Origin of the sequence: Streptosporangium vulgare, assembly GCF_042428775.1 — a bacterium.
In the GTDB taxonomy this organism is placed as follows: domain Bacteria; phylum Actinomycetota; class Actinomycetes; order Streptosporangiales; family Streptosporangiaceae; genus Streptosporangium; species Streptosporangium vulgare.
In genome coordinates this window covers 37,327-59,550 of record NZ_JBHMBS010000038.1, presented here as the reverse complement: position 1 = coordinate 59,550, position 22,224 = coordinate 37,327, and the positions used below count along the sequence as shown (strand labels likewise).

23 protein-coding genes and 4 pseudogenes are annotated in these 22,224 nt (G+C 69.1%); 12 read left to right on the top strand and 15 right to left on the bottom strand.

The window, feature by feature from the left end; genetic code table 11:
- Positions 1 to 24: 24 nt before the first annotated feature.
- A complete protein-coding gene (locus tag ACFFRH_RS40430) occupies positions 25 to 555 on the bottom strand; it encodes a recombinase family protein (protein ID WP_386163079.1) in 531 nt (176 codons plus the stop codon).
- Positions 556 to 680: 125 nt separating this feature from the next.
- On the opposite strand from ACFFRH_RS40430, the gene ACFFRH_RS40425 reads away from it, so the two are divergent.
- Positions 681 to 2,663, top strand: coding sequence for a hypothetical protein (locus ACFFRH_RS40425; RefSeq protein ID WP_386163043.1), 1,983 nt, complete (start codon positions 681 to 683; stop codon positions 2,661 to 2,663).
- Between the two features lie 529 nt (positions 2,664 to 3,192).
- Positions 3,193 to 4,067, top strand: a protein-coding gene (locus ACFFRH_RS40420) for an IS5 family transposase (RefSeq protein WP_386163040.1) whose coding sequence is annotated in 2 segments (ribosomal slippage) — positions 3,193 to 3,583 and positions 3,583 to 4,067 — 876 coding nt in all. Because the reading frame shifts where the segments join, the coding sequence is not laid out codon by codon here.
- A gap of 24 nt (positions 4,068 to 4,091) precedes the next feature.
- Here the strand turns inward: ACFFRH_RS40420 and ACFFRH_RS40415 are convergent.
- Positions 4,092 to 4,547: a GNAT family N-acetyltransferase gene (locus ACFFRH_RS40415; RefSeq protein WP_037937626.1), complete on the bottom strand. Its 456-nt coding sequence runs from the start codon at positions 4,545 to 4,547 to the stop codon at positions 4,092 to 4,094.
- Between the two features lie 189 nt (positions 4,548 to 4,736).
- Entirely contained in the window at positions 4,737 to 5,549 is an 813-nt protein-coding gene (locus ACFFRH_RS40410; protein WP_386163036.1) for a hypothetical protein, read from the bottom strand.
- Positions 5,550 to 5,769: 220 nt separating this feature from the next.
- On the opposite strand from ACFFRH_RS40410, the pseudogene ACFFRH_RS40405 reads away from it, so the two are divergent.
- The 4 genes and pseudogenes from ACFFRH_RS40405 to ACFFRH_RS40390 all read left to right on the top strand — a co-directional run.
- Positions 5,770 to 6,009: pseudogene (locus ACFFRH_RS40405) on the top strand (hypothetical protein); the annotation flags it as partial.
- Positions 6,010 to 6,227: 218 nt separating this feature from the next.
- A complete protein-coding gene (locus ACFFRH_RS40400) occupies positions 6,228 to 7,103 on the top strand; it encodes a DUF4158 domain-containing protein (protein WP_386163034.1) in 876 nt (291 codons plus the stop codon).
- Positions 7,042 to 7,983 (top strand): annotated as a pseudogene (locus tag ACFFRH_RS40395) (Tn3 family transposase); the annotation flags it as partial. The gene ACFFRH_RS40400 and the pseudogene ACFFRH_RS40395, both read left to right, overlap by 62 nt.
- 61 nt (positions 7,984 to 8,044) lie before the next feature.
- Entirely contained in the window at positions 8,045 to 8,362 is a 318-nt protein-coding gene (locus tag ACFFRH_RS40390) for a Tn3 family transposase (protein ID WP_386163076.1), read from the top strand.
- Here ACFFRH_RS40390 and ACFFRH_RS40385 read toward each other — a convergent pair.
- Positions 8,349 to 9,284 carry an alpha/beta hydrolase family protein gene (locus ACFFRH_RS40385; RefSeq protein ID WP_386163031.1) on the bottom strand — a complete coding sequence of 312 codons (936 nt, stop codon included), beginning with the start codon at positions 9,282 to 9,284 and terminating at the stop codon, positions 8,349 to 8,351. The two genes, ACFFRH_RS40390 and ACFFRH_RS40385, sit on opposite strands and share 14 nt — an antisense overlap.
- A 15-nt stretch (positions 9,285 to 9,299) precedes the next feature.
- Positions 9,300 to 10,382, bottom strand: coding sequence for an amidohydrolase family protein (locus tag ACFFRH_RS40380; RefSeq protein ID WP_344746082.1), 1,083 nt, complete (start codon positions 10,380 to 10,382; stop codon positions 9,300 to 9,302).
- A 150-nt stretch (positions 10,383 to 10,532) separates the two neighbouring features.
- Between ACFFRH_RS40380 and ACFFRH_RS40375 the strand changes: the two genes are divergently transcribed.
- Positions 10,533 to 10,913, top strand: coding sequence for a MerR family transcriptional regulator (locus ACFFRH_RS40375; protein ID WP_386163027.1), 381 nt, complete (start codon positions 10,533 to 10,535; stop codon positions 10,911 to 10,913).
- 175 nt (positions 10,914 to 11,088) lie between these two features.
- The gene (locus ACFFRH_RS40370; RefSeq protein WP_344746084.1) at positions 11,089 to 11,595 is read left to right on the top strand and encodes a recombinase family protein; all 507 of its coding nucleotides are present in this window, start codon (positions 11,089 to 11,091) and stop codon (positions 11,593 to 11,595) included.
- 51 nt (positions 11,596 to 11,646) lie between these two features.
- On the opposite strand, the gene ACFFRH_RS40365 is transcribed toward ACFFRH_RS40370, so the two are convergent.
- On the bottom strand, positions 11,647 to 12,942 hold the full coding sequence (locus ACFFRH_RS40365) for an MFS transporter (protein WP_344746085.1): 1,296 nt from the start codon (positions 12,940 to 12,942) through the stop codon (positions 11,647 to 11,649).
- 77 nt (positions 12,943 to 13,019) lie between these two features.
- On the opposite strand from ACFFRH_RS40365, the gene ACFFRH_RS40360 reads away from it, so the two are divergent.
- Positions 13,020 to 13,490, top strand: a complete 471-nt coding sequence (locus tag ACFFRH_RS40360; RefSeq protein WP_344746086.1) for a winged helix-turn-helix transcriptional regulator — start codon at positions 13,020 to 13,022, stop codon at positions 13,488 to 13,490.
- 351 nt (positions 13,491 to 13,841) lie between these two features.
- Here ACFFRH_RS40360 and ACFFRH_RS40355 read toward each other — a convergent pair whose 3' ends face one another.
- On the bottom strand, positions 13,842 to 14,924 hold the full coding sequence (locus tag ACFFRH_RS40355) for a protein kinase family protein (protein WP_344746087.1): 1,083 nt from the start codon (positions 14,922 to 14,924) through the stop codon (positions 13,842 to 13,844).
- Positions 14,925 to 15,111: 187 nt separating this feature from the next.
- Between ACFFRH_RS40355 and ACFFRH_RS44785 the strand changes: the two are divergent.
- Positions 15,112 to 15,240: pseudogene (locus ACFFRH_RS44785) on the top strand (zinc finger domain-containing protein); the annotation flags it as partial.
- On the opposite strand, the gene ACFFRH_RS40350 reads toward ACFFRH_RS44785, so the two are convergent.
- Both ACFFRH_RS40350 and ACFFRH_RS40345 read right to left on the bottom strand, forming a co-directional pair.
- On the bottom strand, positions 15,222 to 15,476 hold the full coding sequence (locus ACFFRH_RS40350) for an FAD-dependent monooxygenase (protein ID WP_344746088.1): 255 nt from the start codon (positions 15,474 to 15,476) through the stop codon (positions 15,222 to 15,224). The pseudogene ACFFRH_RS44785 and the gene ACFFRH_RS40350 overlap by 19 nt on opposite strands.
- Positions 15,473 to 16,336 (bottom strand): SDR family oxidoreductase, encoded by an 864-nt coding sequence (locus tag ACFFRH_RS40345; protein ID WP_344746073.1) that lies wholly within the window; start codon positions 16,334 to 16,336, stop codon positions 15,473 to 15,475. The genes ACFFRH_RS40350 and ACFFRH_RS40345 overlap by 4 nt, the downstream gene beginning before the upstream one ends.
- A gap of 95 nt (positions 16,337 to 16,431) precedes the next feature.
- Here ACFFRH_RS40345 and ACFFRH_RS40340 point away from each other — a divergent pair, with 95 nt between their 5' ends.
- Positions 16,432 to 17,388, top strand: a complete 957-nt coding sequence (locus ACFFRH_RS40340; protein ID WP_386163021.1) for an Lrp/AsnC family transcriptional regulator — start codon at positions 16,432 to 16,434, stop codon at positions 17,386 to 17,388.
- A gap of 134 nt (positions 17,389 to 17,522) precedes the next feature.
- Complete coding sequence (locus tag ACFFRH_RS40335) at positions 17,523 to 17,813, top strand: helix-turn-helix domain-containing protein (RefSeq protein ID WP_344746071.1); 291 nt, start codon at positions 17,523 to 17,525, stop codon at positions 17,811 to 17,813.
- A 518-nt stretch (positions 17,814 to 18,331) separates the two neighbouring features.
- Here the strand turns inward: ACFFRH_RS40335 and ACFFRH_RS40330 are convergent.
- The 6 genes and pseudogenes from ACFFRH_RS40330 to ACFFRH_RS40300 all read right to left on the bottom strand — a co-directional run bounded on the left by ACFFRH_RS40330 (position 18,332) and on the right by ACFFRH_RS40300 (position 22,104).
- Positions 18,332 to 19,077: pseudogene (locus ACFFRH_RS40330) on the bottom strand (SDR family NAD(P)-dependent oxidoreductase).
- Positions 19,074 to 19,451 carry a GntR family transcriptional regulator gene (locus ACFFRH_RS40325; protein ID WP_344746070.1) on the bottom strand — a complete coding sequence of 126 codons (378 nt, stop codon included), beginning with the start codon at positions 19,449 to 19,451 and terminating at the stop codon, positions 19,074 to 19,076. The pseudogene ACFFRH_RS40330 and the gene ACFFRH_RS40325 overlap by 4 nt, the downstream one beginning before the upstream one ends.
- Entirely contained in the window at positions 19,448 to 20,254 is an 807-nt protein-coding gene (locus ACFFRH_RS40320) for a hypothetical protein (RefSeq protein WP_344746069.1), read from the bottom strand. The genes ACFFRH_RS40325 and ACFFRH_RS40320 overlap by 4 nt, the downstream gene beginning before the upstream one ends.
- A 549-nt stretch (positions 20,255 to 20,803) precedes the next feature.
- Positions 20,804 to 20,926 carry a hypothetical protein gene (locus ACFFRH_RS40315; protein ID WP_386163016.1) on the bottom strand — a complete coding sequence of 41 codons (123 nt, stop codon included), beginning with the start codon at positions 20,924 to 20,926 and terminating at the stop codon, positions 20,804 to 20,806.
- Positions 20,927 to 21,440: 514 nt separating this feature from the next.
- On the bottom strand, positions 21,441 to 21,635 hold the full coding sequence (locus tag ACFFRH_RS40305; RefSeq protein WP_344746067.1) for a hypothetical protein: 195 nt from the start codon (positions 21,633 to 21,635) through the stop codon (positions 21,441 to 21,443).
- A gap of 232 nt (positions 21,636 to 21,867) precedes the next feature.
- Positions 21,868 to 22,104 (bottom strand): transposase domain-containing protein, encoded by a 237-nt coding sequence (locus ACFFRH_RS40300; RefSeq protein ID WP_344746065.1) that lies wholly within the window; start codon positions 22,102 to 22,104, stop codon positions 21,868 to 21,870.
- Positions 22,105 to 22,224: the final 120 nt, after the last annotated feature.

Below are 22,224 nucleotides of genomic sequence, written 5' to 3'. Positions count from 1 at the left end.
CCCCGGCACCCGCCGTCGGGGCAGTCAGACACCGACGCCGGGACCGGCATCCTCGGCCAGCACCCGATAGACGCTGGCCAGCGACGGGTGGCGGCCCTTGTTCTTGCCGGTGGGAATGACCAGCTTGGCCGCGATCTCCGGCACAGATACGCCCCGGGCGCGCAGGCTGCGGGCGTAGGCCGCCATGTCGTCGTCGAACACCTTCGGACGGCCGCCGTGGCGTCCGCGCTCGCGTGCCGAGGCCTGGCCCTCCAGCGACTTCTCCCGGATGTACTCGCGTTCGGACTCGGCCATCCCGGCGAAGAACGCGAACAGCGCGGCCCCGTGCCCGCTCGGGTCGTACACGCCCTGCAACGGGCCGGTGAGCAACTCCAGCTGGATATCGGCCCGCCGCAGCTGTTCGGCGATGGTCAGCGGCTCAGCCGCGCCCCGCCCCAGGCGCTTCATCTCATGCACCGTGAAGATCACCCGCTGATGCGGAACCGCCGTCTTGATGGTGCGGGCGAAGTCCATCGCCTTGCTGAACTCCGGCCGCACCTTCACCCGCGTGCTGATCTTCTCATTTCTGCGAATCGCGCACTTTGCGATCCAAGGGATGGGCCGGGCATGAAGGTTGCCAAGACAGGTGGTGACCTTGGAGGCTCTCCTTACCGACGCGTGCGACCTTCCAGGAGTGCCCTGTGATCATCGAGGATCTGTCCGAGCCGGAACTCGCCCTCTGGGAGGCGTTTCCCACAGCGCGTCCTGTGGATCTTCCTGGCACCCCCGTTCGGGCTGCGATCATCGTAAGGATGTTGCTCGGCGCCCGGGAACGCCTTGCAGGGCAGACGCCCGGCATGCACCTGTCCGGCGCCCGGATCACGGGCCGATTGGACCTGTCGTACGCCGAGGTACAACACCCTCTGATCTTGACCAAGTGCGAGTTCGAGGAAGCGCCGGTCTTCACTGGAGCCCGCACCGGCCTGGTGGACCTCGCGGCCTCCCAGGCGCCCGGACTGCAGGCCGTAGACGCTGTGATCGGCGGGGCACTGCGCCTGGAAGGCTGCGAGATGGCCGGCCCGATCCAGCTCGCCGGGGCCCACGTGTCCGGGACACTGAATCTCAGCGGCGCAGCGATCCACGCACTTCAGGCGGTCCATGCCGACGGCCTGATCGTCGACCGTGATCTTCTGTGCGCGAACGCCGTCATCGACGGTGAGTTACGCGTTGTTGGCGCCAGGATCGGCGGGACGATGACCCTCGATGGCGCACGGGTCGGGCGGTCAGGCGGCTTCAGCCTCACCGCCGAGGGGGTCGTCATCGACGGCGGGTTGTCGTGTGCCCGCGGTTTCCGCTCCTGGGGGGAGCTGAGCGTGCAGGACGCCCGGATAGGGCGCCGGTGCGTCTTCAGCGGAGCCCAGCTGTCCAACCCTGACGGCATCGCCCTGAACGCGGAGAGACTCAGTGTCGAGGGCGGACTGCGCATCGATGACGGCTTCTCGACCGAAGGTGAAGTCCTTCTGCGCGGAGCCCGCGTGGCCGGTTCGCTCCGTTTCGCGCAGGCGAGCCTCGCCAATCCGGGAAGACGCGCGCTGAACGCGCCGCTGATGGAGATCGGCAGCGGACTGCGGCTCACACCAGGTTTTGTGGCGAACGGAGAGGTCTTTCTGGACTCCACCCAGGTCCGCGGATCGGTCAACCTCGACGGCGGGACGTTGTCCAACCCGGGTGCGACGGCGCTTTCCCTGCGTCGGCTGGGGGTCACCGGCAGGCTCAGCTGCAGCGAAGGCTTCCGTGCCGACGGGGAGATCGTGCTCATCAACGCCCGAATCGAGGGCAGCTTGGATTTTCACGGTGCCGCCCTCAGTAATCCCGGCGGGCGGGTTCTGTCCCTGTGGGAGGTGATCGCGGGCGGGGGCATCGACTGCTGCGAAGGCTTCGCGGCCACCGGAGACGTCTCGATCAGGAACTCCCAGATCGCCGCCACACTGTGCCTTGCGGAGACCACCATCGACGGTGACCTTCACCTTCGTGGTGTAGATGCGGCTTCGCTGAAGATCGGGCCCCAGACGGAACTGCTGCGGGCCGTCGACCTTCGCCACAGTCGGGTCGGCGTGCTCGATGACGCTCCCAGCCGGTGGCCTGCTCACGTCCTGATGAACGGCTTCACCTATGACAGCCTGGAGGCTCCCCTGCCTGTCCGGGAGCGACTTGACTGGCTGGCCAGGGAGGCCTACCAGCCTCAACCCTATGAGCAGTTGGCCGCCGTCTACCGCCGGCAGGGCCACGATGAGGCTGCTCGCGACGTGCTGCTGGCCAAACAGCGTCGCCGCCGCTCGGGGCAGCGGCTCGGGGCACGGCTGTGGGGATATGTGCAGGACTGGACCGTCGGGTACGGCTACCGACCCTTCCGCGCTGCGCTCTGGCTCGCAGCCCTTCTCCTTATCGGCACGGTCGTTTTCACCGCCCACCAGCCACCGGCCTTCAAGCCAGGCGAGGCTCCCCCCTTCAACGCCTTCCTCTACACCCTGGACCTGCTCCTCCCGATCATCAGCTTCGGACAGGAGAGCTCCTTCGGCCCGCGCGGCGCACAACAGTGGCTCGCCGCGGCGATGATCACTGCAGGGTGGATCCTCGCAACGACCATCCTGGCAGGCCTCACTCGCGCGCTCTCCCGCCAATGACGCGACCAGAAGCGGCCACCTTGACGCCCTCTCAGCAGCCACTGACAGGGTGATCTATCTAGGAGCTGGGGCTACGATCAGCACAGCACCCCCGTCTCTGTCGTCACCCAGAGTTACTTTGCCCCGGGTGACGCGGACCCGAGTGGGAGGCCGCATGAGCAGGCACGCCAGGGCGCTCAACCATGGCAAACAGCCGTCGTCACCGAATCGTCGTCAAGATCGACTCTCTAGCGCCAGAATCCGGTCCGATCCCCCCGGAGGCCAACCGGGCGTGCTCACGGGCGTGACGGGCCGGCTCGGCCGCGCGAGCGGCACGCTACCCCGCGGAGGCCTTGGCGTCCGGGAGCAGCGCCGCGGAACGGGGGAGCCGTACTTCCTCGCGCGCCTGCGCGTAAGGGTGTCGCGAAAGTCGCGAAACACCCCAACCCGCACTAACTCTAAGTGCCTGATTACTCTCGTATCGTCACGAGGTGACGATACCTTAGGGCGTGTATCGGAAGAGACCTTGAGCGTGAGATGATCTTGGTTCGTGGCGCGTGGGGATCTGACGGACGCACAGTGGGCCCGATTGGAGCCGCTGCCGCCCAGGGGCGGGAAGCCGGGCCGGCCGCCGACATGGACAAAGCGGCAGCTGATTGACGGCATACGGCGGCGGACCCGGACCGGGACGCCGTGGCGGGATGTCCCGGAGCGGTATGGGCCGTGGGGCCGGGTGTACGACCTGTTCCGGCGGTGGCAGCGGGACGGCACCTGGAAGCGGATCTTCACCGATCTGCAGGCCCAGGCCGACGCGAAGAACCTGATCACCTGGGACATCAACGTCGACTCCACCGTCTGTCGGGCCCACCAGCACGCCGCCGGGGCGCGGAAAAGGGGGATCTACAGAAGGAGCCGCCCGGCGGCGTCGCCACCGAGCCGGACGACCACGGCCTCGGGCGCTCGCGAGGCGGCCTGACCCCCAAGCTGCATCTGGTCGCCGAGCAGGGACAGAAGCCGATGTCGATCGTCATCGCAGCCGGACGGCGCGGGGACTCCCCGCAGTTCGAGCCCGTCTTGGAGGCGATCTGCGTGCCCCGTATCGGACCGGGCAGGCCCCGCACCCGGCCCGACCGCGTGCGGGCCGACAAGGCGTACGCCTCCTGTAAGAATCGTGCCTACCTGCGCAAGCGCGGGATCCGCTACACCATCCCGGACAAGGCCGACCAGGTCCGCAACCGCAAGAAGCTCGGCTCCCGCGGTGGTCGGCCGCCGAAGTTCGACAAGACCGACTACAAAGAGCGCCACGCGGTGGAGTGCGGGATCAACCGCCTCAAGCGCCACCGCGCGGTCGCCACCCGCTACGAGAAACTCGCCGTCCGCTACGAAGCGACCGTCCTCGTCGCAGCCATCAACGAGTGGCTGTGACGCGGTGTGCCGTGGTTGTAGCGGTCACGCAGGCGCGGCATAGCAGTGCACGGTCACTGTCTGAGCCGGACTCCACCGCTGGTCGACCGTGGCCAGCAAGCGCCAGCCCAGACGTTCGTACAAAGCGGCTGCCGCCGTGTCAGTGGCCACGACGTCGAGAACCGGGTACAGATCACGCTCCTGTGCCTCCCTCACGACCTCGGCCATCAGCAGGGCGCCAATTCCGTATCCACGAGCCGTGGGGGAGACGAACAGACGGCTGACCACCGCAGTGGACTGAATAGGCTTGCCCTCGAGACGGCTCCAGTGGATCGGTGCCACGTCCCCGGCCCCGCCACAGGACAGACCGATGTGTCCGACGACGCGCCCGTCCAGTTCGGCCACCCAGGACGCGAACTGGGAGGGCTCCATCAGCCACTCGCTGGGCCGGTCCGGCCAGTTCACCGGATAGCCGTCACCGTCATGGACTTGAGCGAGCACCCGGACGCACTCATCGATGTCAGACGCATCACGCGGCCTGACAACGCAAGCCGCCGGAGATCCATCAGCCGTGGAAACAGTCAGTCGAATCACCGAAGCATCGAAGCACACACGGGCGCCTGCATTGCCACTCCCGACCAGCACTTCCGATACACGCCCTAGATCGCACCCCGATTTTCGAAACAGAACCTAGCGGTTTGGAGCCTTGGGCAGGAAGGGGCCGTCGGCTCCCTTCAGCTTCGTGGTCACCGTGGCGGCCGCAGGGGCTTTGATGGAGACGTTGCGTCCCCAGCCCGTGTAGCGGATCTCCACACGCTTCTTGTTGCCAAAGGAGCTGTAGGTGGTCAAGCGGTGGGGCAGGCCTGAGGCGCTCACGACCAGCTTCCAGCGCACGACCGCCTTGTCGTTGACGCCCCACCATATGGTGCTGCGTGCCCAGGGCGAGAGCTTGATGAGCTCCTTGAGGGTGATCTCCCCAGCGTAGGTACTGCCGCTGCGCTTGGATTTGGCGAGCATCATCTTCAAGGTGCCCGGGTCGGCGGCGTTGATGAGCTCACCCAGCATGGCCGAGCGGCCAGAGGTCCATCCGGGTGACTGCTTCCACCAGACCTTGCCCTTCGGCATGAGCGTTTCGACGATGAACCCCCGGACGTAGGAGGTCCTGCCGATCCTGATGGTCTGCTCGGGATCCCTCATGAAGGAGAGGTCCTCTTTGTCATCGGTATCGAAGGAGTCTTTGGGAGGTTCGTCCTCGACGTTGAGTCTCGCCGTGATGTCGGAGGCAACGATCCCGCCCCTGCCGTACTGCAGCAGCCCCTTGCGTTCGAAGAACGATTTGTCACCGGCTCGCGTGGCGTCTCGTTCGGTGTAGGAGACACCCCGCCCCTGGGCGAGCTGCTTGGCCAGCGCCTTAACCGGATCCGCGGGGGCGGCCTGAACGGGGGTGGCGGTCATCACGGTAGCGAGCACCGTGGTGAACGCGACCGCAAGCGTTTTCTTCATGTGACGAGATCTTGGTCTACGCCGATCACGCCCATGTTTCGATTCCACACGTGATCAGCCAGAGTCCGGTCGCTGGTCGCCAGTCGGCCTTGGGGGAGAATCGGGGGTTGAGGAACATCGGAACTGTGATTCCTGGCCTGCGGCCCGGTTGGGCCTGCCACGCTCGATGCCGCACTTGGTGTGACCCGTATGAGACAGGGTCTGTGGGGCTGCCGCCCACCGGGGCCAGGGCCTCGGCCGGCGACTCGCGAGGGCCGGACGACACCTCCTCGGCGCCGGGCAGGCGGTGTGGGCACAGATAGCACCCGGCAACGCCGCCAGCGTACGAGCCTTCCTGAGCGCGGGTTTCCTTCCGGCCGGCGCCGAGGCCCTGCTCACCCGTCAACCAACAACGAGCACTTCCCCGGACGCGCCGGACCACCGCGCCGACGGCGTGGCAGGCGGTGCGCTCCGGGCCTGAGCGCGAGCCGTCAGCAGGTGGGTCGAAGGCGCGAGTGCTGCGCCAGGAAGCAGTCGGTGATGATGTCGGTTCCCGTGAAGCGTCCGATCAGAGCCAGGGCCGAGCCGATGCTCTCCCTGCCTCGGGGAACATCGGTACAGCGGTTGGCGCTGAGATTGATCATGGTCGGCTGGCACACCGGCTAGGGGCTCCGCTGGGGTTCGCGGAAAGATCGCCGGGTGGGTCCCGGTACTGGCTACGGTCCGCTCGTGCCGGTGGAGTTTCTGACTGATGAGCGGGCCGAGGCGTACGGGAAGTTCGCCGAGGAGCCGACCCGCCCCGATCTGGAGCGGTTCTTCTTCCTGGACGACGTCGACCGCGATCTGATCGCGCTGCGACGCTCCACGCACCACCAGCTCGGCTTCGCGCTCCGGATGTGCACGGTGCGCTACATCGGCCGGTTCCTCCCGGACGACCCGCTCGACGCGCCGTGGCCGGTGGTCGAGCACCTGGCGGCGCAGCTCGGCATCGAGGACCCGTCGGTGGTGAAGCGGTACACCGAGCGGCCGAAGACGGCGTACGAGCACGCGTGGGAGATCCGGGACGCCTACGAGTACCAGGACGGACCGGATGGCGGCGCTGGCCCGGTACGCGCTGGGGTCGAAGGCGCCGCTGCTGGAGCGGGCGGCGGAGCCCAAGCGCACGGCGATGCTCACTGCGGTGATGCGGCACCTGGAGGCGAAGGCGATCGACGAGGCCCTGGACCTGTTCCAGGTCCTGATGGCCACCCGGCTGCCGAACGCGGCGAAGCGGAAGACGGAGAAGGAGCGGCTGTCCACGCTGCCGCAGTTGGAGAAGGCGTCGCGCACGCTCGCGCGGGCGGCGAAGGTGCTGTTCGAGGAACTGGAGCTGGTCGGGGAGCAGGAGGCGGACCTGGACGTGGCCGCGCTGTGGGCGGCGCTGGAGGAAGTCGCCCCGCGCGCCGCCGTGATGACCGCGGCGGCCACGGTGGTCTCGCTGGTGCCCGAGGACGAGGGATCGGCCGAGATCGCCATGCGGGCCGCGCTCGCGACCCGGTACGCCACGGTCCGTCCGTTCCTGTCGCTGCTGGGTGAGTCGAAGGTCCTGGACGCGGCGAGCGCCGGCAAGCGGGTCCTGGCCGGGGTCCGCGGCCTTCCGGCGCTGGCTCGGCGGAAGGTGGGCGTCAAGCCGCTGCTGCCGCGCGAGGTGGACGACAAGCTCGTGCCGCCCGCGTGGCGCAAGGCGGTGTACGCCAACCCCGACCTGCCGCAGGGCGCGGTGGACCGGGACGCGTACGTGGTGTGCGTGCTGGAGCAGCTGCACCGGGCCCTGAACAACCGGGACGTCTTCGCAGCCCCGTCGCACCGCTGGTCCAACCCGCGGGCCCGCCTGCTGGACGGGCCCGACCGGGACGCGGTCGAGGAGGACGTGCCGGCCGGGCTGAGCCTGGACGTGCCCGTCACCGAGCATCTGGCGGAGCTGGTGCGGGGCCTGGACGCCGGGTGGAAGCAGCTCGCCGAACGCCTGGAGGAGGCGGGGCCGGCGGCGAAGGTCTCCATCGAGGTCCAGGACGACGGGCGGGTGAAGCCGAACGTCGACAAGCTCGGCGCGCTCGGCGAGCCGAAGTCCCTGACCTGGCTGCGTAAGCGGGTCGAGAAGATGCTCCCGAAGATCGACCTGCCGGACCTGCTGTTCGAGGTGAACGCCTGGACCGGGTTCCTTGACGCGTTCGTGCACCTCGGCGACGGCACCACCCGGATGAAGGACCTGTCCACCTCGGTGGTCGCGCTGCTGGTGTCGGAGGCGTGCAACATCGGCCTGGCCCCGGTGGTGAACCCCGGCTACGAGGCCCTGACCCGGGCCCGGCTCGTGCACGTCGACCAGTACTACCTGCGCGCCGACACCATCGCCGCGGCGAACGCGCGGCTGATCGCCGCCCAGGCCGAGGTGCCCATCGTGCGATTCTGGGGCGAGGGGCTGCTCGCCTCGGTGGACGGGCCGCGGTTCGTCGTCCCCGTCCGCACCATCAACCACCATCAACGCGGCGCCGTCGCCGAAGTACTTCGGGTTCAAGCGGGGCATCACATGGCTCAACGCCGTCAACGACCAGGTCGCGGGCATCGGGCAGATGGTGGTCCCCGGCACCCCGCGCGACTCCCTGCACATCCTGGACGCGCTGCTGAACCTGGACGGCGGGGTGAAGCCGGAGATGGTGGCGACCGACAACGCCTCGTACTCCGACATGGTGTTCGGCCTGTTCAAGATCCTCGGCTACAACTTCAGCCCCCGGTCCCGCGACCTGGACGACCAGAGGTTCTGGCGGGCCACCATTGGCGGGGTCACTTGGTTTTGAGGTGCCCCAGCGGGTGGTCCGTGAGGACCGCTCGGGCGTTGTTCCAGTCAGTGTGGTCGATTCCGGTGATGTGACGCAGGTAGGCGAGGGTGACCTGCTGGACGAGGGCGACACGGTCGGGGTTCTCGTCCGTGGTCTCGGCTGCCTGGTAGCCGGAGATGCCGCCGAGGAAGTGCTCGCCGTCGTGGACGGTCAGGAGGCTCTTGTTGCCGCGGCTGAGGGTGTAGGGGTCGGTCGTCCAGGCCGGGCCTCGGGTGGTGAGCGGGAGGTCGTCCTTGTCGCCGGCGACGACGAGGCCGGGGGCGGTGATGTGGGAGAAGTCCTGTTCGCGCAGCCAGGGAAGGTTGTCGCGGGCGAAGGGGGTCAGTTCGTCGCCGCCCTTGCCCGCGGTGGCCAGTTGGATGCTGGCCATGACCCGGGCATCGGACAGGTCCTCGGCGGCGCCGGTGTCCGGGTCCGTGACGCGCAGGCCCACCAGGATGCCGGCGGTCTGGCCGCCGAAGGAGTGCCCGGCCGCAACGATGTGGCTGTGGTCGATGCGGCCTTCCAGCCCCGGCACGCTCGCCTCCAAGGTGGTGAGCTCGTCGAGGATGCGCCGCATGTCCTGGACGCGGTAGCGCCACATCCGGGGTCGGCGGGGGTCGTCGGCGGGGAGGGCGAGCCGCTTGGAGTCCAGGTGGGTGGCCTGGACGACGACGAAGCCGCCGGCGGCCCAGTGATCGACCAGCGGGGCGTAGCCGTCCAGGTTGGAGCCGAAGCCGTGGGCGAAGAGCACGACGGGCAGGCTTGTGCCGGTGGTGGGGGCGGTGACACGGACGTGCAGGTCCTCGCTGCGCCATGGTGCGCTCAGCACGAGCGGCTTGACGGACACCGTCGCGGTGGGGGCAGGGCCGGTGAGGCCGGTGGTGTGGTGCGTGGTCATGCGTGTGTCTGCCTTTCAGGAGGTAGCGGGCCGGGGGAGGCGGAGGATGCGTTCGGCGTTGAGGTGGCCGAGCTTGTCCCGGCCCCGCTCGTCGAGCGGGGCGTGGTCGACGAAGGCGCGGGCGCCGCCCGGCCCGCCGAACGCGCCGCGGGAGTCGACGCCGCCGAGACCCCGGTGCTCTTGGCCGTCGCCTGTTGTGGGGGCGCCGTAGGGGGAGTCGGCTCCGAACATGATCCGGTCGGGGCCCAGCACGTCCACGGCCGCGCTGAGCATGCGGTGGCTGTAGAGGCCGCCGGCGGTGACAGCGAGGTTGCCGGTGATGTAGTCCAGGACGCGGCGCTGCAGGTGCGGGGCAGCGGTGCTGAGCAGATCGGCACGGTCGGCGAAGGGGACGAGCATCTCGCCCCAGTGGCCGAGGATGATCTGCAGGTCCGGGTGCCGGTCCAGGGTCCCGGCGAGGATCAGGCGCAGAGTCGCCAGACCGGCCTCGGAGTGCCATCCCCATCCTCCGGTGGACAGCAGCAGGCCCGTCATCTCGTCGAAGCCGCTGTAGGCGGTGTCGATGAGCTTTCGGGGCGGCATGGCCGGGTGAATGTACAGCGGCACACCGAGGTGGGCGGCGGCTTCGAAGACGGGCCGGAAGCTGGCGTGGTCGAGAAAGATCTCGCCCGTTCGCGGGAACAGCATCGCCCCGACATGTCCCAGGCCGGTGACCGCTCGCTCGAGTTCCGCGGCGGCGGCCTGGGGATCGGACGTGGGCAGCGTGGCGAAAGCCGCGAAACGGTCGGGTCGGCGGCGCACCGCGTCAGCCAGTACGTCATTGGCCTCCCGGGCGAGCGGGACGGCGACCTGCGGCGGCAGGGGCTGGGTCCCGGGCGTCGTGATGGACAGGACCTCCATGGCCACGCCGCTGGCGTCCATGCGGGCCTGGCGTTCCTCGCCGACGTCGAGCAGGCGCAGGTTCACCTCCCCCCGGCTGCTCATCTTGTTGACGGTCGCGTCACCGCCCCACCGTAAAAGGGCGCGGCGCAGTTCCGGGGTCCAGGCGTGCTCCTCGACGCCGATCACCCGCCGGGCCGTTGCGGTGTCCTCACTCATGGATATTCCGTCCGTTCGTCGTTTACCTCATCCCGACAAGGGATCTGACAGGCTCATTCGCCCACTAACGGGCGCATGAGCTACCGTAAAACTTGACGTTGACGTGAAGGGCAAATGCGTGTGACGCAGAACACGCGAGAAGGGGCAGATGTGCGGATCGGGGAACTCGCCCAACGCACGGGAGTCACCACCCGGGCCCTGCGGTACTACGAGGAACAGAACCTGCTCACCGCAGAGCGCAGCGGCAGCGGCCAGCGCCACTACGCGGAAACCGCCGTCGACCGGATACACCTCATCCGCCAGCTGTACGCCGCCGGACTGAGCAGCAAGGCCATCGCCGAGCTGACGCCCTGCGTCATCGACGGCAAGGCCACCCCTGAACTCCTCCAGCGCCTGGCCGCGGAACGCGACCACCTTGACCGGCGCATCGTGGATCTCACCCAGACCCGGGACAGGCTCGACTCCGTCATCGACGGCGCCTCATCCAACATGCACACAGGCGCCCCCTGCTCACGGGAGGCGAGTGCATAGACCTGCGCCAGACCCGTCGGAAAAGGATCGAATGACGACAGGCGCCGCGGACGTCCGATGAACCCGGATGTTCCGGGGCCTGACGACGGCGCAGATCCAATCAGATCCGATGAAAGCTGATGACAGGGTTTGCTGACAGCCAGGGTCGAATGCGATCACCACCACGGGGAGCGGCATGACCAACCTGGTCTACAAGCGGGTGTCGACCGACCAGCAGTCGACTGCCCGTCAGAACCTCGTTCTGGACGAGGCCGGGATCGAGGACCCGGTCGCGTTCGAGGAAGCCACGGGCACCTCCAGCCGCCTCCACCCGCTTCAGCGGCCGAGGTTCGCCGAGCTGCTCGTGTACGCGCGGCCGGGCGACACCGTGCACGTCTCCGAGATGTTCCGCCTGGTGGGTGGCACCGGGCGCATCCTCGATGTGCTCGACGTCCTGCACCAGGGCCGGCTCGCCCTGCGCATCCACGACGGTGCGTTCTCCGCGATGGACCTCACGGCCCGCCACCCGCGCACCGGGGAGCTGCTGTCCACGGTGAAGTTCATGGTCCAGACCCTCGCCGCGGCCGGCGAACTCCAGCGCGATCTTCAACGGGAGCTGACATACGACGGACTGCGGGCCGCCGAGGCGAAGGGCAACAAGGGCGGCCGCCGCCCTTACGTAAAGCCGCACGCCAGGCCTTGACCCCGAGATACAGCAGGTAGCCGGCCCCGACGACCTTGACCACGGTGAACGTCACGGCTGAGGTCGCCAGCAGAGCCGTGATGCCGCTCGCCGTGGCCGGCACCCAGACGAATAGGGGTCCGGGGTGCTGTGTCGAGTGAACGCCCACAGCACGAGCCCGAGGCAGCTGAACGCGGCACCCAGTGCGCATACGGCGCCCCATCCGGCCACCGTGTAGAGGGAGGTCGCGGCGATGGCGCCGGTGGCGCTGCCGATCGAGTAGAAGACCATGTATCCGCCGATCAGCCGGCTGCCCGCGTCCGGGTGCAGCGCGTAGATCAAGGTCTGGTTGGTGACATGGACCGCCTGCACGGCGAGGTCGAGAAGGATCACCCCGACGACCAGGGCCCAGAGCGAGCTGCGGGTGAAGGCCAAAGGTAGCCACGAGGCGGCGAGCAGTGCCAGGGCGATGCCGGTGGTCCGTCGGGAGAGGCCGCGGTCGTTCAGGCGGCCCGCCACGGTCGCGGCCAGGGCGCCGGCGACACCGATCAGCCCCAGCGCCCCGATCGCGCTGTGGGACAGGAAGTACGGGGCCTCGCTGAGCGGCAGCGCGACGCTGCTCCACAGGGTGCTGAAGGCGGCGAAGATCAGCAGACCGAACAGGGCCCGGAGCCGCAGCAGTCGTTCCCGTGCGAACAGGGTGATCGTGGAGCGCAGGAGCTGTCCGTAGCGCAGGGTTGTCGGCGGAGCGTCACTGTGGCGCGGCAGCACTCGGTACATGACCAGGGCGAGCAGAGCGGTGAGCGACGCCGAGGCGAGGTAGGCGGAGCGCCAGCCCGCGAGATCGGCCATGAGGCCGGATGCGGTGCGGGCGAGCAGGATTCCGATGACCACGCCGCTGGTTACCAGACCGACGACCCGTCCGCGCCCGGCGGGAGGGGCCAGTGATGCCGCGAAGGCCACCAGCGTCTGCGTGACGACCGCGAGAAGCCCTATCGCGGCCATGCCCGCGAGCAGGATCGCCGCCGTGTGGGCGGCGGCTACCACGGCCAGCGCCACCACCAGGAGCAGCAACTGGGCCACGATGAGTCGTCTGCGGTCGGCCACGTCGCCCAGCGGCACGAGGAAGAAGAGCCCCAGCCCGTATCCGACATGCGTGAGGGTGACCACGCTGCCGACAAGTGCCGGGCTCATGGCCAGGTCGTGGCCCATGGTTACCAGGAGCGGCTGGGAGAAGTAGACGTTGGCCACCGCGGCCCCGCAGGCGACGGCGAACAGCATGACGACGCCACGGGACAGGACGAACGCGGAACCTTCCCCGCTTCGGGCCTCGGTCCGTCGTGTCACAGCCTCACCGTTGTCGAGCATCGGCGCTCCTCCGCACATCTGGTTTCATCTTGCCACCAATGGTGACGGTAACTTTTTTGGTAGCATGTTGCAACCGCGTGAGAGAGAGGGACGTCATGGTGACCAGGACGCGCTTCGACGACAGCGAATGTCCCGTCGCCCGGTCGGTGGACGCGATCGGCGACTGGTGGTCCCTGCTGATCGTGCGGGACGCCTTCGATGGAAGCCGGCGCTTCGGGGAGTTCCAGCGCAGCCTCGGCGTGGCGAAGAACATCCTCACCGCGCGTCTGCGCGCCCTGGTCGCTGGCGGTGTCCTCGAATCCGTCCCCGCCTCGGACGGCAGCGCCTACCGCGAGTACGTACTGACTCCGAAGGGCAAAGCGCTCTTCCCCGTCATCGTGGCACTGCGGCAGTGGGGCGAACAGAATTTCTTCGCCCCCGGCGAACCACACTCACAGTTGGTCGACCGCCGGCAGGGACATCGCCTCCGCGTACTGGAAGTGCTGTCCGCGGACGGGCGACGGCTGAACCCCGACGACACCACCGTCCACAAGATCTCCACCCAGTGATCTGAGCCGGCGACCCGGTGCCGACACGCCGCTCTGCCGATGATTCCAAGGCCGGGTGGGATGAACGGCACAAAGGGTTGCGGCGCGTGCCGACCATCATTGTCGACGTCATGCCGAAGGCCGAGATCCTCGACCCGCAGGGCAAGGCGGGTCACCGGCGCGCTCGCGCGCCCCGTAGAAGAATCAGCGGGGTGAGACATGTGACACAGAACTTAAATTATCTGTCACACGGGGCTGCTTCGGGTGAAGGCAGACGTGCGAGACCGCAGGCCATCGCCGAGAGGCCCGTCGGTAGGCAGCGGCCGTGGCAGCCGATGCCGTACTGCCGGACAGCCGAGGCGAGGGCGTGGATCAGCTCGGGGTTGTGGCGCCAGCGCCCAACTGCCGCTCGATCTCCGCGGCCGGGAACGGCGTCTGCTTGCTCTCGGTGAACAGACGACGAAAGAAGGAGTCCAGGACGACGGTAGGGCGTGCGTGCCGGTCGATGATGGCCGTGATCTCGGGCGGGATGTCGCCAGGTCGCCGGCCTGCGATCCAGTCGTGCAGGAAGACTTCACGTTCCGTGTCACCGCGCACGCCGTCGAGCAAGTGGTATTGGAGCAGGTGGCTCGCGGTGTAACAGTGGTCGTACGCGAGGTGGTCCGAGAGGAAGTCGGACTCGTCCGCCGAAAGGTCGAAGCGGGAGCTCAGAGCGAGTCCGAAGTCAGCGAAGTAGAGCTGGCGGCCATCGGTCAGGATGTTGGCGAAGTGAGCATCGAAGTGGACGAGTCCGCGAGAACTCATGAAGGCGGCTCCGCTCGTCAGAGCTTCCTCCACCCAGCGGAAGGGCGAGCCGTCCCCGCCTTCCGGTACGGCGGTTTTGCGGTGGTCGGCCAGCCATCCGGCGAGTGTGTGCGGCACGTGCTCCAGAAAGAGCACCAGGCTGCACGAGGACCGGCCGATGGCCTCCAGCCGGTCACGAACGGCGGGTGATCCCTCCCAGTGCGCGACGGCCCCCTCCAGGCCCCCGAACTCGTCGGTGAATCCTTCGGGAGGAGAGTCAGGCAGAACCCGCCAGTGGTACATCAGGGGGAATCCCGCATACTCGTCGCTGAGAACCCAGTTCGTGGTCATGGTGTGCACGGCAAGCTCCCGCCAGGCACCGAACCCGGCCGAGCCCACCCCGTACTGGTAGAACATCGGCAGTCCGAAGACGTTCGCCGTCGACCGCGCGTTCTCCGGGCGTAATTCGGTGTCCGTCAAAGGGATCCGCTTGACGAAGACGCGCGCTCCGTTGATGTCCAGCTCTGCCGACCTGCCGCCGATGCCCGACCCGAGCGGGGTGGCGGCTGCCACGACCTCCCCGAGCCGGTGGTCGCTCAGCAAGGACAGTTGAGTGCTCACGGTCCCGTAACCAGCCAGGCGCGCGGCGCGCAGCAAATCCTGGCCCGGCATCGACGGCTCCTCGGTGCCCGAACCAGGGCTTCGGCAATCCCACGTACGGCATCGACCTTACGCTGAAAAGGTCAGCCACTCTCATAAACGACCCTTTCTCGGAGCAAGACCAAGAACAGTCGGCGGAAGCGGTCCGGGTCGCGGATTCACCGTCACAACTCGTTCTCACTCAAAAGTTGAACCAGGCATGTGCTGGGAAATGTCTGTGACAGCATCCGGGGTCATGACGGGCCCTCAGACCGCACTCACGTCCGAAGCAGACGACGTCGAGCGCCACCCCTGCCCACGCTGTAACGCTCAGCCAGGCTCACCCTGCCGCTCGCGCTCCGGCGCGGGCTTGTGGGCGGTGGCCCAGAATGCCGCTCGCCGCTGCGGGGCCATCACGCTGGTCAGCGCGTCGATGCCCACGTCGCTCAGGTGCAGGCGGTAGCCCTGGCGCCTGATGAGGGGCGACTGGGCCCGCTCGTAGACGGCCACGTCGATCCCGGCCCTGCCCAGCCCGTTGGCCAGGGCCAGCCCGCCGAGGCCGGCCCCGATGACGATCACCTTCATCGCTGCTCGCCGCCGAAGTTCGCGGCGTGCTCGGCGGCCCAGGCCGACAGCGTCGTGGCGGGCGCCCCGGTGATGTCGGGGATCGCGGAGGTGACCTCCGGAAGCGGGGCGGCGGCCATCTTGGCGTAGCCGGCGAGCAACTCCTCGACGAAGCCGTCGGGGAAGTCGGGGTCGGCCAGCAGCCGGGCGCGCTCCTGCTCCAGCGTCAGCTCCTGCCAGCGCAACGGGCGGCCGATGGCCTCGCCGATCAGCCGCACCTGCTCGGCCTGGGGCAGCACCTCGGGCCCGGTGAGCGTGTAGCGGCGGCCTTCGTGCCCGGGTTCGGTCAGCGCGTGGACGGCCACCGCCGCGATGTCGTCCTCGTGGATCGGTGTCATCGCCAGCGAGCCGAAGGACCCGCGGACGATGTCGCCCGCCTTGATCTGGTCGCTCCACCACAGGGTGTTGGTCATGAAGGTGCTGGGGCTCAGCACCGTCCACTCCATGCCGGATTGCTCGATCAGCCGCTCGACGGTGGCGTGCCAGCGGGCGACCGGGTTGGGCTGCTCTTTGGGCGCGACTCCGGGCAGGGCGCCGCCGCCGGTCATGAAGACGACGTGGCGGACGCGGCGCTTGAGCGCGTCGACGATGGGGCGGGCGGGTTCGGCGGAGTGGAAGGGCCACATGAGGAAGGCGGCATCGACGTCGTCGAGGGCGCCGGGCGCGTCGAGGTCCGGGGTGATCACTTCGACGCTGCGGGGCAGCTTCGCGCCCTCAGGGGTGCGGCTCGTCGCTCGTACGGCGGCGCCACTCCAGGCCAGCCGCTCGGCCACCCTTCTGCTCACGTTGCCCGTTGCGCCGAAAACCAGGTAAGTGCTCATGCATCAAGAATCCTGTGGCCCCGGCAGCCACGCACCTCACGTGTCACTTTGTGGCGATAAGTAGCGTGTAATCATGATCCATGGAGAAAACTAGCGTGCTGGATGAAATGGACTACGCCCTCGTGCACGCGCTCCAGATCGACGGCCGCGCCTCCTTCCGGACGATCGCCGACGTCCTCGACGTCTCCGAACACACCGTCGCCCGCCGCTACCGGAAGTTGCGCGCGCAGGGCGTCCTGCGTGTGGTCGGGTGGCTCGACGGCCGGCGCTTCGGCCGAACCTCGTGGTCGGTGCGGCTCGTGTGCACGCCGGACGCGGCCGGCCAGGTGGCCGAGGCCCTCGCCCGCCGCGACGACACCGTCTGGGTCCGTCTGCTGTCCGGCGGCACGGAGATCGCCTGCGGCGTCCAGGCGGGCGGCGACCTGGACGGCGACGCCCTGCTGCTGAAGAAGCTGCCGCGCACCCCGCGCATCGTCGCCATGTCGGCGCACGCGACCCTGCACATGTTCGCCGGCTGGCGCAGCCGGGTCGCGGTGCTCACCGACGAGCAGGCCGAGCGGATCCGGCCCGCCTCGCCGTACGAGAAGCCGCCGGAGGAAAGGGGCGTGTCGCTGAGCGCCCAGGACCACGCGATGCTGCGGGTGCTGACCCAGGACGGGCGGGCCGGGTACGGCGAGCTGGCGGCGGCCAGCGGATGGTCGCACACAACCGTGCGGCGCCGCCTCGACGAGCTGCGCTCCAGCGACACGCTCAGGTTCGACGTCGAAAGCCCCCCACAAGCCCTGGGCTACCACGCCGAGGCCTGGCTGTGGATGAAGGTCGAGCCGTCGGCCCTGGCCTCCGTCGGCGAAGCCATGGCCGCCCATCCAGAGGCCGACGTGGTGGCGGCCACCACCGGCCCCACCAACCTCATGGCCGGGGTGACCTGCCGTGACACCCGCGATCTCTACCGCTATCTCACCGAGCGGGTGGCGCCGCTCCAGGGCGTGCGCGAACTGGAGACCGCGCCCGTGATCCGCACGGTCAAGCGGGTGGGCACCCTCCTGTCCTGAAACTCAGCCCACGCCTGGCCAAATGCCTCACTCGTTGCCGTACGAGCCCCCAGCAGAGCAGATCTTGTACGGAATCGATCGTTCGCGATACACAAAGATCAATCTGGCGTTCCCGCAGGTCGCCGCTGTAACGCATGCCATGTACGCGCCTACGTAACGCGCAGCCCCCTTCGCGTTGCACTTCGATCACGAGAATCGGGGTAGCGCGCGGAGTTCGAGCACGCCCTGATGTCGGAGCGGACGATGGACGGGCTGGAGGCCGTACCGGCGGGCAGAAACCCAAGCTCGGCCCCCGCCAGGTCCGGCTCGCCCGCGAGATGTACGACTCCGGCGACTACACCGTCCAGCAGATCGCCGACGAGTTCGGCGTCACCCGCCCCACCATCTACCGCCACCTCACCGCCACGGCCACCGGCTCGAAATGAGTTGCGGCCAGCGCCGCGGGGAGTGGCCGGGAGACCACCCGGCCGTCTGTGCGCTCACGGGAGCGGCAATCGGGTGCGGTGCCCCGCACTGACCTGGGCTAACGCGCTCGCGTGTACCTGGTGACAGCTTCCTTGTTTCTGTTGCTTGCAACGGTGTTCTCAACGCGCCTGGAGCGAGCACCGACGAGTCCAAGTAGAACCCCACCTCCCGGCCCAAGCACCACTGATACCCCTCAAGCGCCACTCACGCCGATTACTGAGAGTTACTTTGGGGTTCATCGCACCGACCCGAGCAGAGGGCCGGGTACGGGTGGCGAGGTCCAGGCAGAAGGCCCGGGCGAGGGCGTCGAGGTCCGCGCCCTTGATCCAGATGGCGCTGAATCCCAGCTCCCACAGGTCCGGCTCAGCGTCGAGCCCTTCGGTGAAGAGGGTCTCGTGCGGGTAGGCCGGTGACCGCATGGGCGCCTCCGACAGCACCCTGGCTCCGACGCCGTGACACGCTGAACCGCCCGGGTGGGTCAGCGGGCGACGTAGCCGCCGTCGACGGGCAGGGCGACGCCGATGACGAAGCTCGCGCCCGGGCTGCACAGCCACAGGACCGCCTGGGCGATCTCCTCGGCGGTGCCGAGCCGGTTGATGGGCTGGTTGGCCTCGGCCTCCGCCAGATCGAGTTCACCTTTGGCGATCATGTCGGTGACCATCGGGGTGTCGATGGTGCCCGGGCAGACGGCGTTGATGCGCACGCCGCGGGGGCGTATTCGAGGGCGGCGCTGGTGGTCAGGCCGATGACGCCGTGTTTGGAGGCGTGGTAGGAGGCCCGTCCTGGGATGCCGACCAGGCCGCCGAGGGAGGAGCAGTTGACGATGGCGCCGCTGCCCTGGGTGCGCATGTGCCGCAGTTCGTGTTTCATGCTCGCCCAGACGCCGCGCAGGTTGACGGCGTTGACGCGGTCGAAGACCTCGACGGCCTCGTCGGCGGCGTCGCTGGGCGGGATCTGGATGCCGGCGTTGTTGTAGGCCATGTCGAGGCGGCCGAAGATGGCAACGGTGCGGTCGACGGCGGCGGCGACCTGGTTCTCGTCGGTGACGTCGCAGGTGAGGGCGAGGACGTGGTGGCCCGCGTCGGTGAGCTCTTTCGCCGCTGTGTTCAGGGCGGTCTCGTTGACGTCGGTGAGGGCGACGGCGGCCCCGGACTCGGCGAAGGCGCGTGCGGTGGCCAGTCCGGCCCCGGACTCCTGTGACCCCCGCGGCCGGGTCGCGGTCATGACGAGGCCGGTGCCGCCGCACCGGCCGCCAGAGCCGCCTGCACGATGCGGAGCGCTTCGGCCGCGTCGAGGCCGACGCTGGCGATCACGGCGGCGTAGTCGGCGGCGGCCTGGCGGGCCCGTTCCCGGCCTTCCTCGCCGGCGGCCGACACGAACGAGCCCGCCCGCCCGCGCGTCTCGATCAGCCCCGCCTCCTCCAGCTCCCGGTAGGCCCGGCCGACCGTGTTGACGGCCAGACCGAGGTCGGCCGCCAGGTGGCGGATGGTCGGCAACCGGGCGCCCACGGCCAGCGTGCGCTCCTGGATCTGCCGGGCGAGCTGGGAGCGCAGCTGCTCGAACGGCGGTACCGGCGAGGCCGCATCGATGATGATCATCGGACGCTCATGGCCCGCCGGGCCACCGTCGCGCACGACGGCGTCCTGGCCTGGAGCGCGATGAGCGCGGCCAGGCTCAGGACGATGTAGGCGACCGCGGCGGCGCCCCACCAGCCGGGCGCGGTGCCGAACAGCACCACCGGCAGCGACCACTGCACGTTCGGCGTGGTGAGCTCGCGGGCGTCTTCGACGCGCATGATGACGTCGGCGGTCAGCGACTCCTCGTCCTCCGCCACGACCGGGAAGCTGAGCAGGTGGCGTAGCTGCATGGCGGTGATGGCCGTCGCGCCGAGCAGGCCGATCAGCACGACGACGGCGAGCTGCCGCACGACGGGGTCGGGAACGGCCAGGGCGCTTGCGGCCAGCACCGCCGCACCGGCGAACGTGGCGGCCGCGAAGACGGCGTACGGCCGACCGAGCACGGTCCGCCAGCCGGGCTGGATCGGATGGGCGGCCCTGCGCGACAGTGTCGCGCCCGCCCGCTGGTCGACGCGTCGCACCCACCGGGCGAGCAGGGACTGTGCCAGCAGTAGCCCGGCCACCGACGCGGCCAGGGCCAGCAGCGGGCGATACGGCGGGAGGTCGCCGAAAGCGGAAGTGGCGACGAGGGCGCTCACGATGATCAGCGCGGCCAGGATGACGTAGGTGGCCAGGCGGGCGCGTCTGCGGACCGCCAGCCGGCTGGCGAGCAGCGGGGTCGGGTGGGTGTCGGCCAGGTCGTGGTGGGTCAGCCACTCGCCTGCCATGCGCAGATCGGTCGTGCGTGTCGGCGGATCGGTGTCCGGTGACGGTTCGCGGGTCATGGCGCCTCCTTTGTCGCAAGCTTTGTAGCAAGATGATGCGTCATAGGTTGCGACAAAGTCAACGCCCGTGGACCCTCGTCGTTCCGGTGGCGCGAGCCCCGGCGTGGTGGCGGCCGTCGCCGTGGACCGTCAGGCCGGTGTCGGCCCGCCGCCGGTCGCGAGGCGGCCCGTGCGCGATGCCGCCCGCGTGGGTCCAGCGGCGAAGCACCTCCCGCGCCCCGTTCGAAGGCCTGCTGCCGGGGGCGGGCTCCTTGCCGTCGGTGCTCTGCCCCCGCCGTCCCTGGCTGATCTGTGCTGGTCACGTTCGCCGCCGGCTCAGGGATCAGAGTGATTGGGAACGGAATCCGGCGTCAACGATCGCCGTGCCGGTCAGCGCAGTGCGCACACAGTCGGCGGCATGAACGCGTTTACCACCGTAGGAGCACAAAGTCGGTGGACAACGCGTACCCCACGGTCATCGTTGGCGGCATGCAACAGGAGGAGATCTGGGATATCGATGCCGCCCAGCGCTATGACACACCGGGCGAGGGCATGTTCGCGCCCGAGGTCTTAGGGCCAGCCGTGGAGCGCCTCGCAGAGCTCGCTGGCGACGGACAGGTGCTCGAGTTCGCCCTTGGAACCGGCCGCGTGGCCGTGCCGCTCGCCGAGCGGGGGTGCCCGTCGCCGCAACATGGACCAGTACGCCATCGCGCCGGAAGCCGTCGCCCGCGCCGTCGCCTTCGCCATCGAACAGCCGCGTGACGTGGAGATCGGCGAGATCGTCATCCGCCCGGCGACCCAGAACTGAGCCGGTCACCCGCGTCCGGGGCGACGCCCTCCGATACGCGCCCCGGCCAGACGCCGCGCAAGCCCGCCTCCCGCGCGCCCGCGCTGTCCGTGGGCGGGTTGCCGCCCATCATCCAGCCGCCCTCGTCCGGGCCGGGCCCGCACCACCGGGCCGCGATGACGAACGGCTCCGCCGCTTGCGCACCCTCTCGGCCCCAAGTTGAACACGTCGTTGCCCTCATCGGCGCGGTCGACCAGGATCGCCCAGGCCCGCCAGGCGTCGGCGTAGAAGGCCAGGCGGCACTCGGCGCACCGCCAGGCGGCCACGGGGAGCTCCAGGCGCTCGGAGGTGGTGCGGCGGCAGGAGGCCCTCCCCTCCTACGGGAGGGGATCCACGGGGGAACGTCCCCGGCGCCGATGGTCATGGGGTCTGGGTCTCCTCGTGGCGTTGTCGGGCGGCCATCAGCTCGACCGGCCGGGCACGGTCGGCGGTGTAGTCGATGTCGGGCAGGTGCTCGGGCTCGGGCTCGCTGGCCCAGCGCGCAGGAGCCGGGACGGGCAGGGCGTGGCGGTCCAGGACCTCGCGCCGGAAGATCTCCTCCGGCTCGACCAGCACGGGCGATGGCGGCTGAGCGGCGATCTGCCCGCCCGGGATCCCAGCCCCACCCGTCGCTGCAGGCGCTTCACGGCGTTCTGGGAGCCCCGGGCTTGAGAGGCGTCGACCGGGAGGTGCGTCATGGTGGCTACGGCTGCGCGGCTCCTCGGCGCAGCGCCCACCCTGCGGCGCAGGTCGCGTGACGCCTTCGCGGCCGGTGGGACGACCGCGGGCAACCCGGCCAGGGCACCGGTCATCTGTCCCAGACAAGCCGGTAGCCGACTTCCGGAAACAGGCACATCGCCAGCAGGAAATAGCCCCCGCCCCGGAAGGGAAGCTCCCGGAGCCGCCGCTGGACCCGGCCCGTCTCCGCCGGCACCGCGTCCACCAACTCGAACGGCACGACCTGCGTGAGCTCTCCCAGATGCCCCGGCGCGAACACCCCCGCGGCCACCCGCACCACCCGGGAGATGACGGAGTGATCCCGCAACGGGACTCCACTCTTCAGATGATCTTCGCCGAACATCCGATCTGCGAGAGGCCCGTTGCCCGTCTCAGCCGGTTGACGAGAACCAAATCCCCTTAACTACCTGGCCTTGATCGATCACGA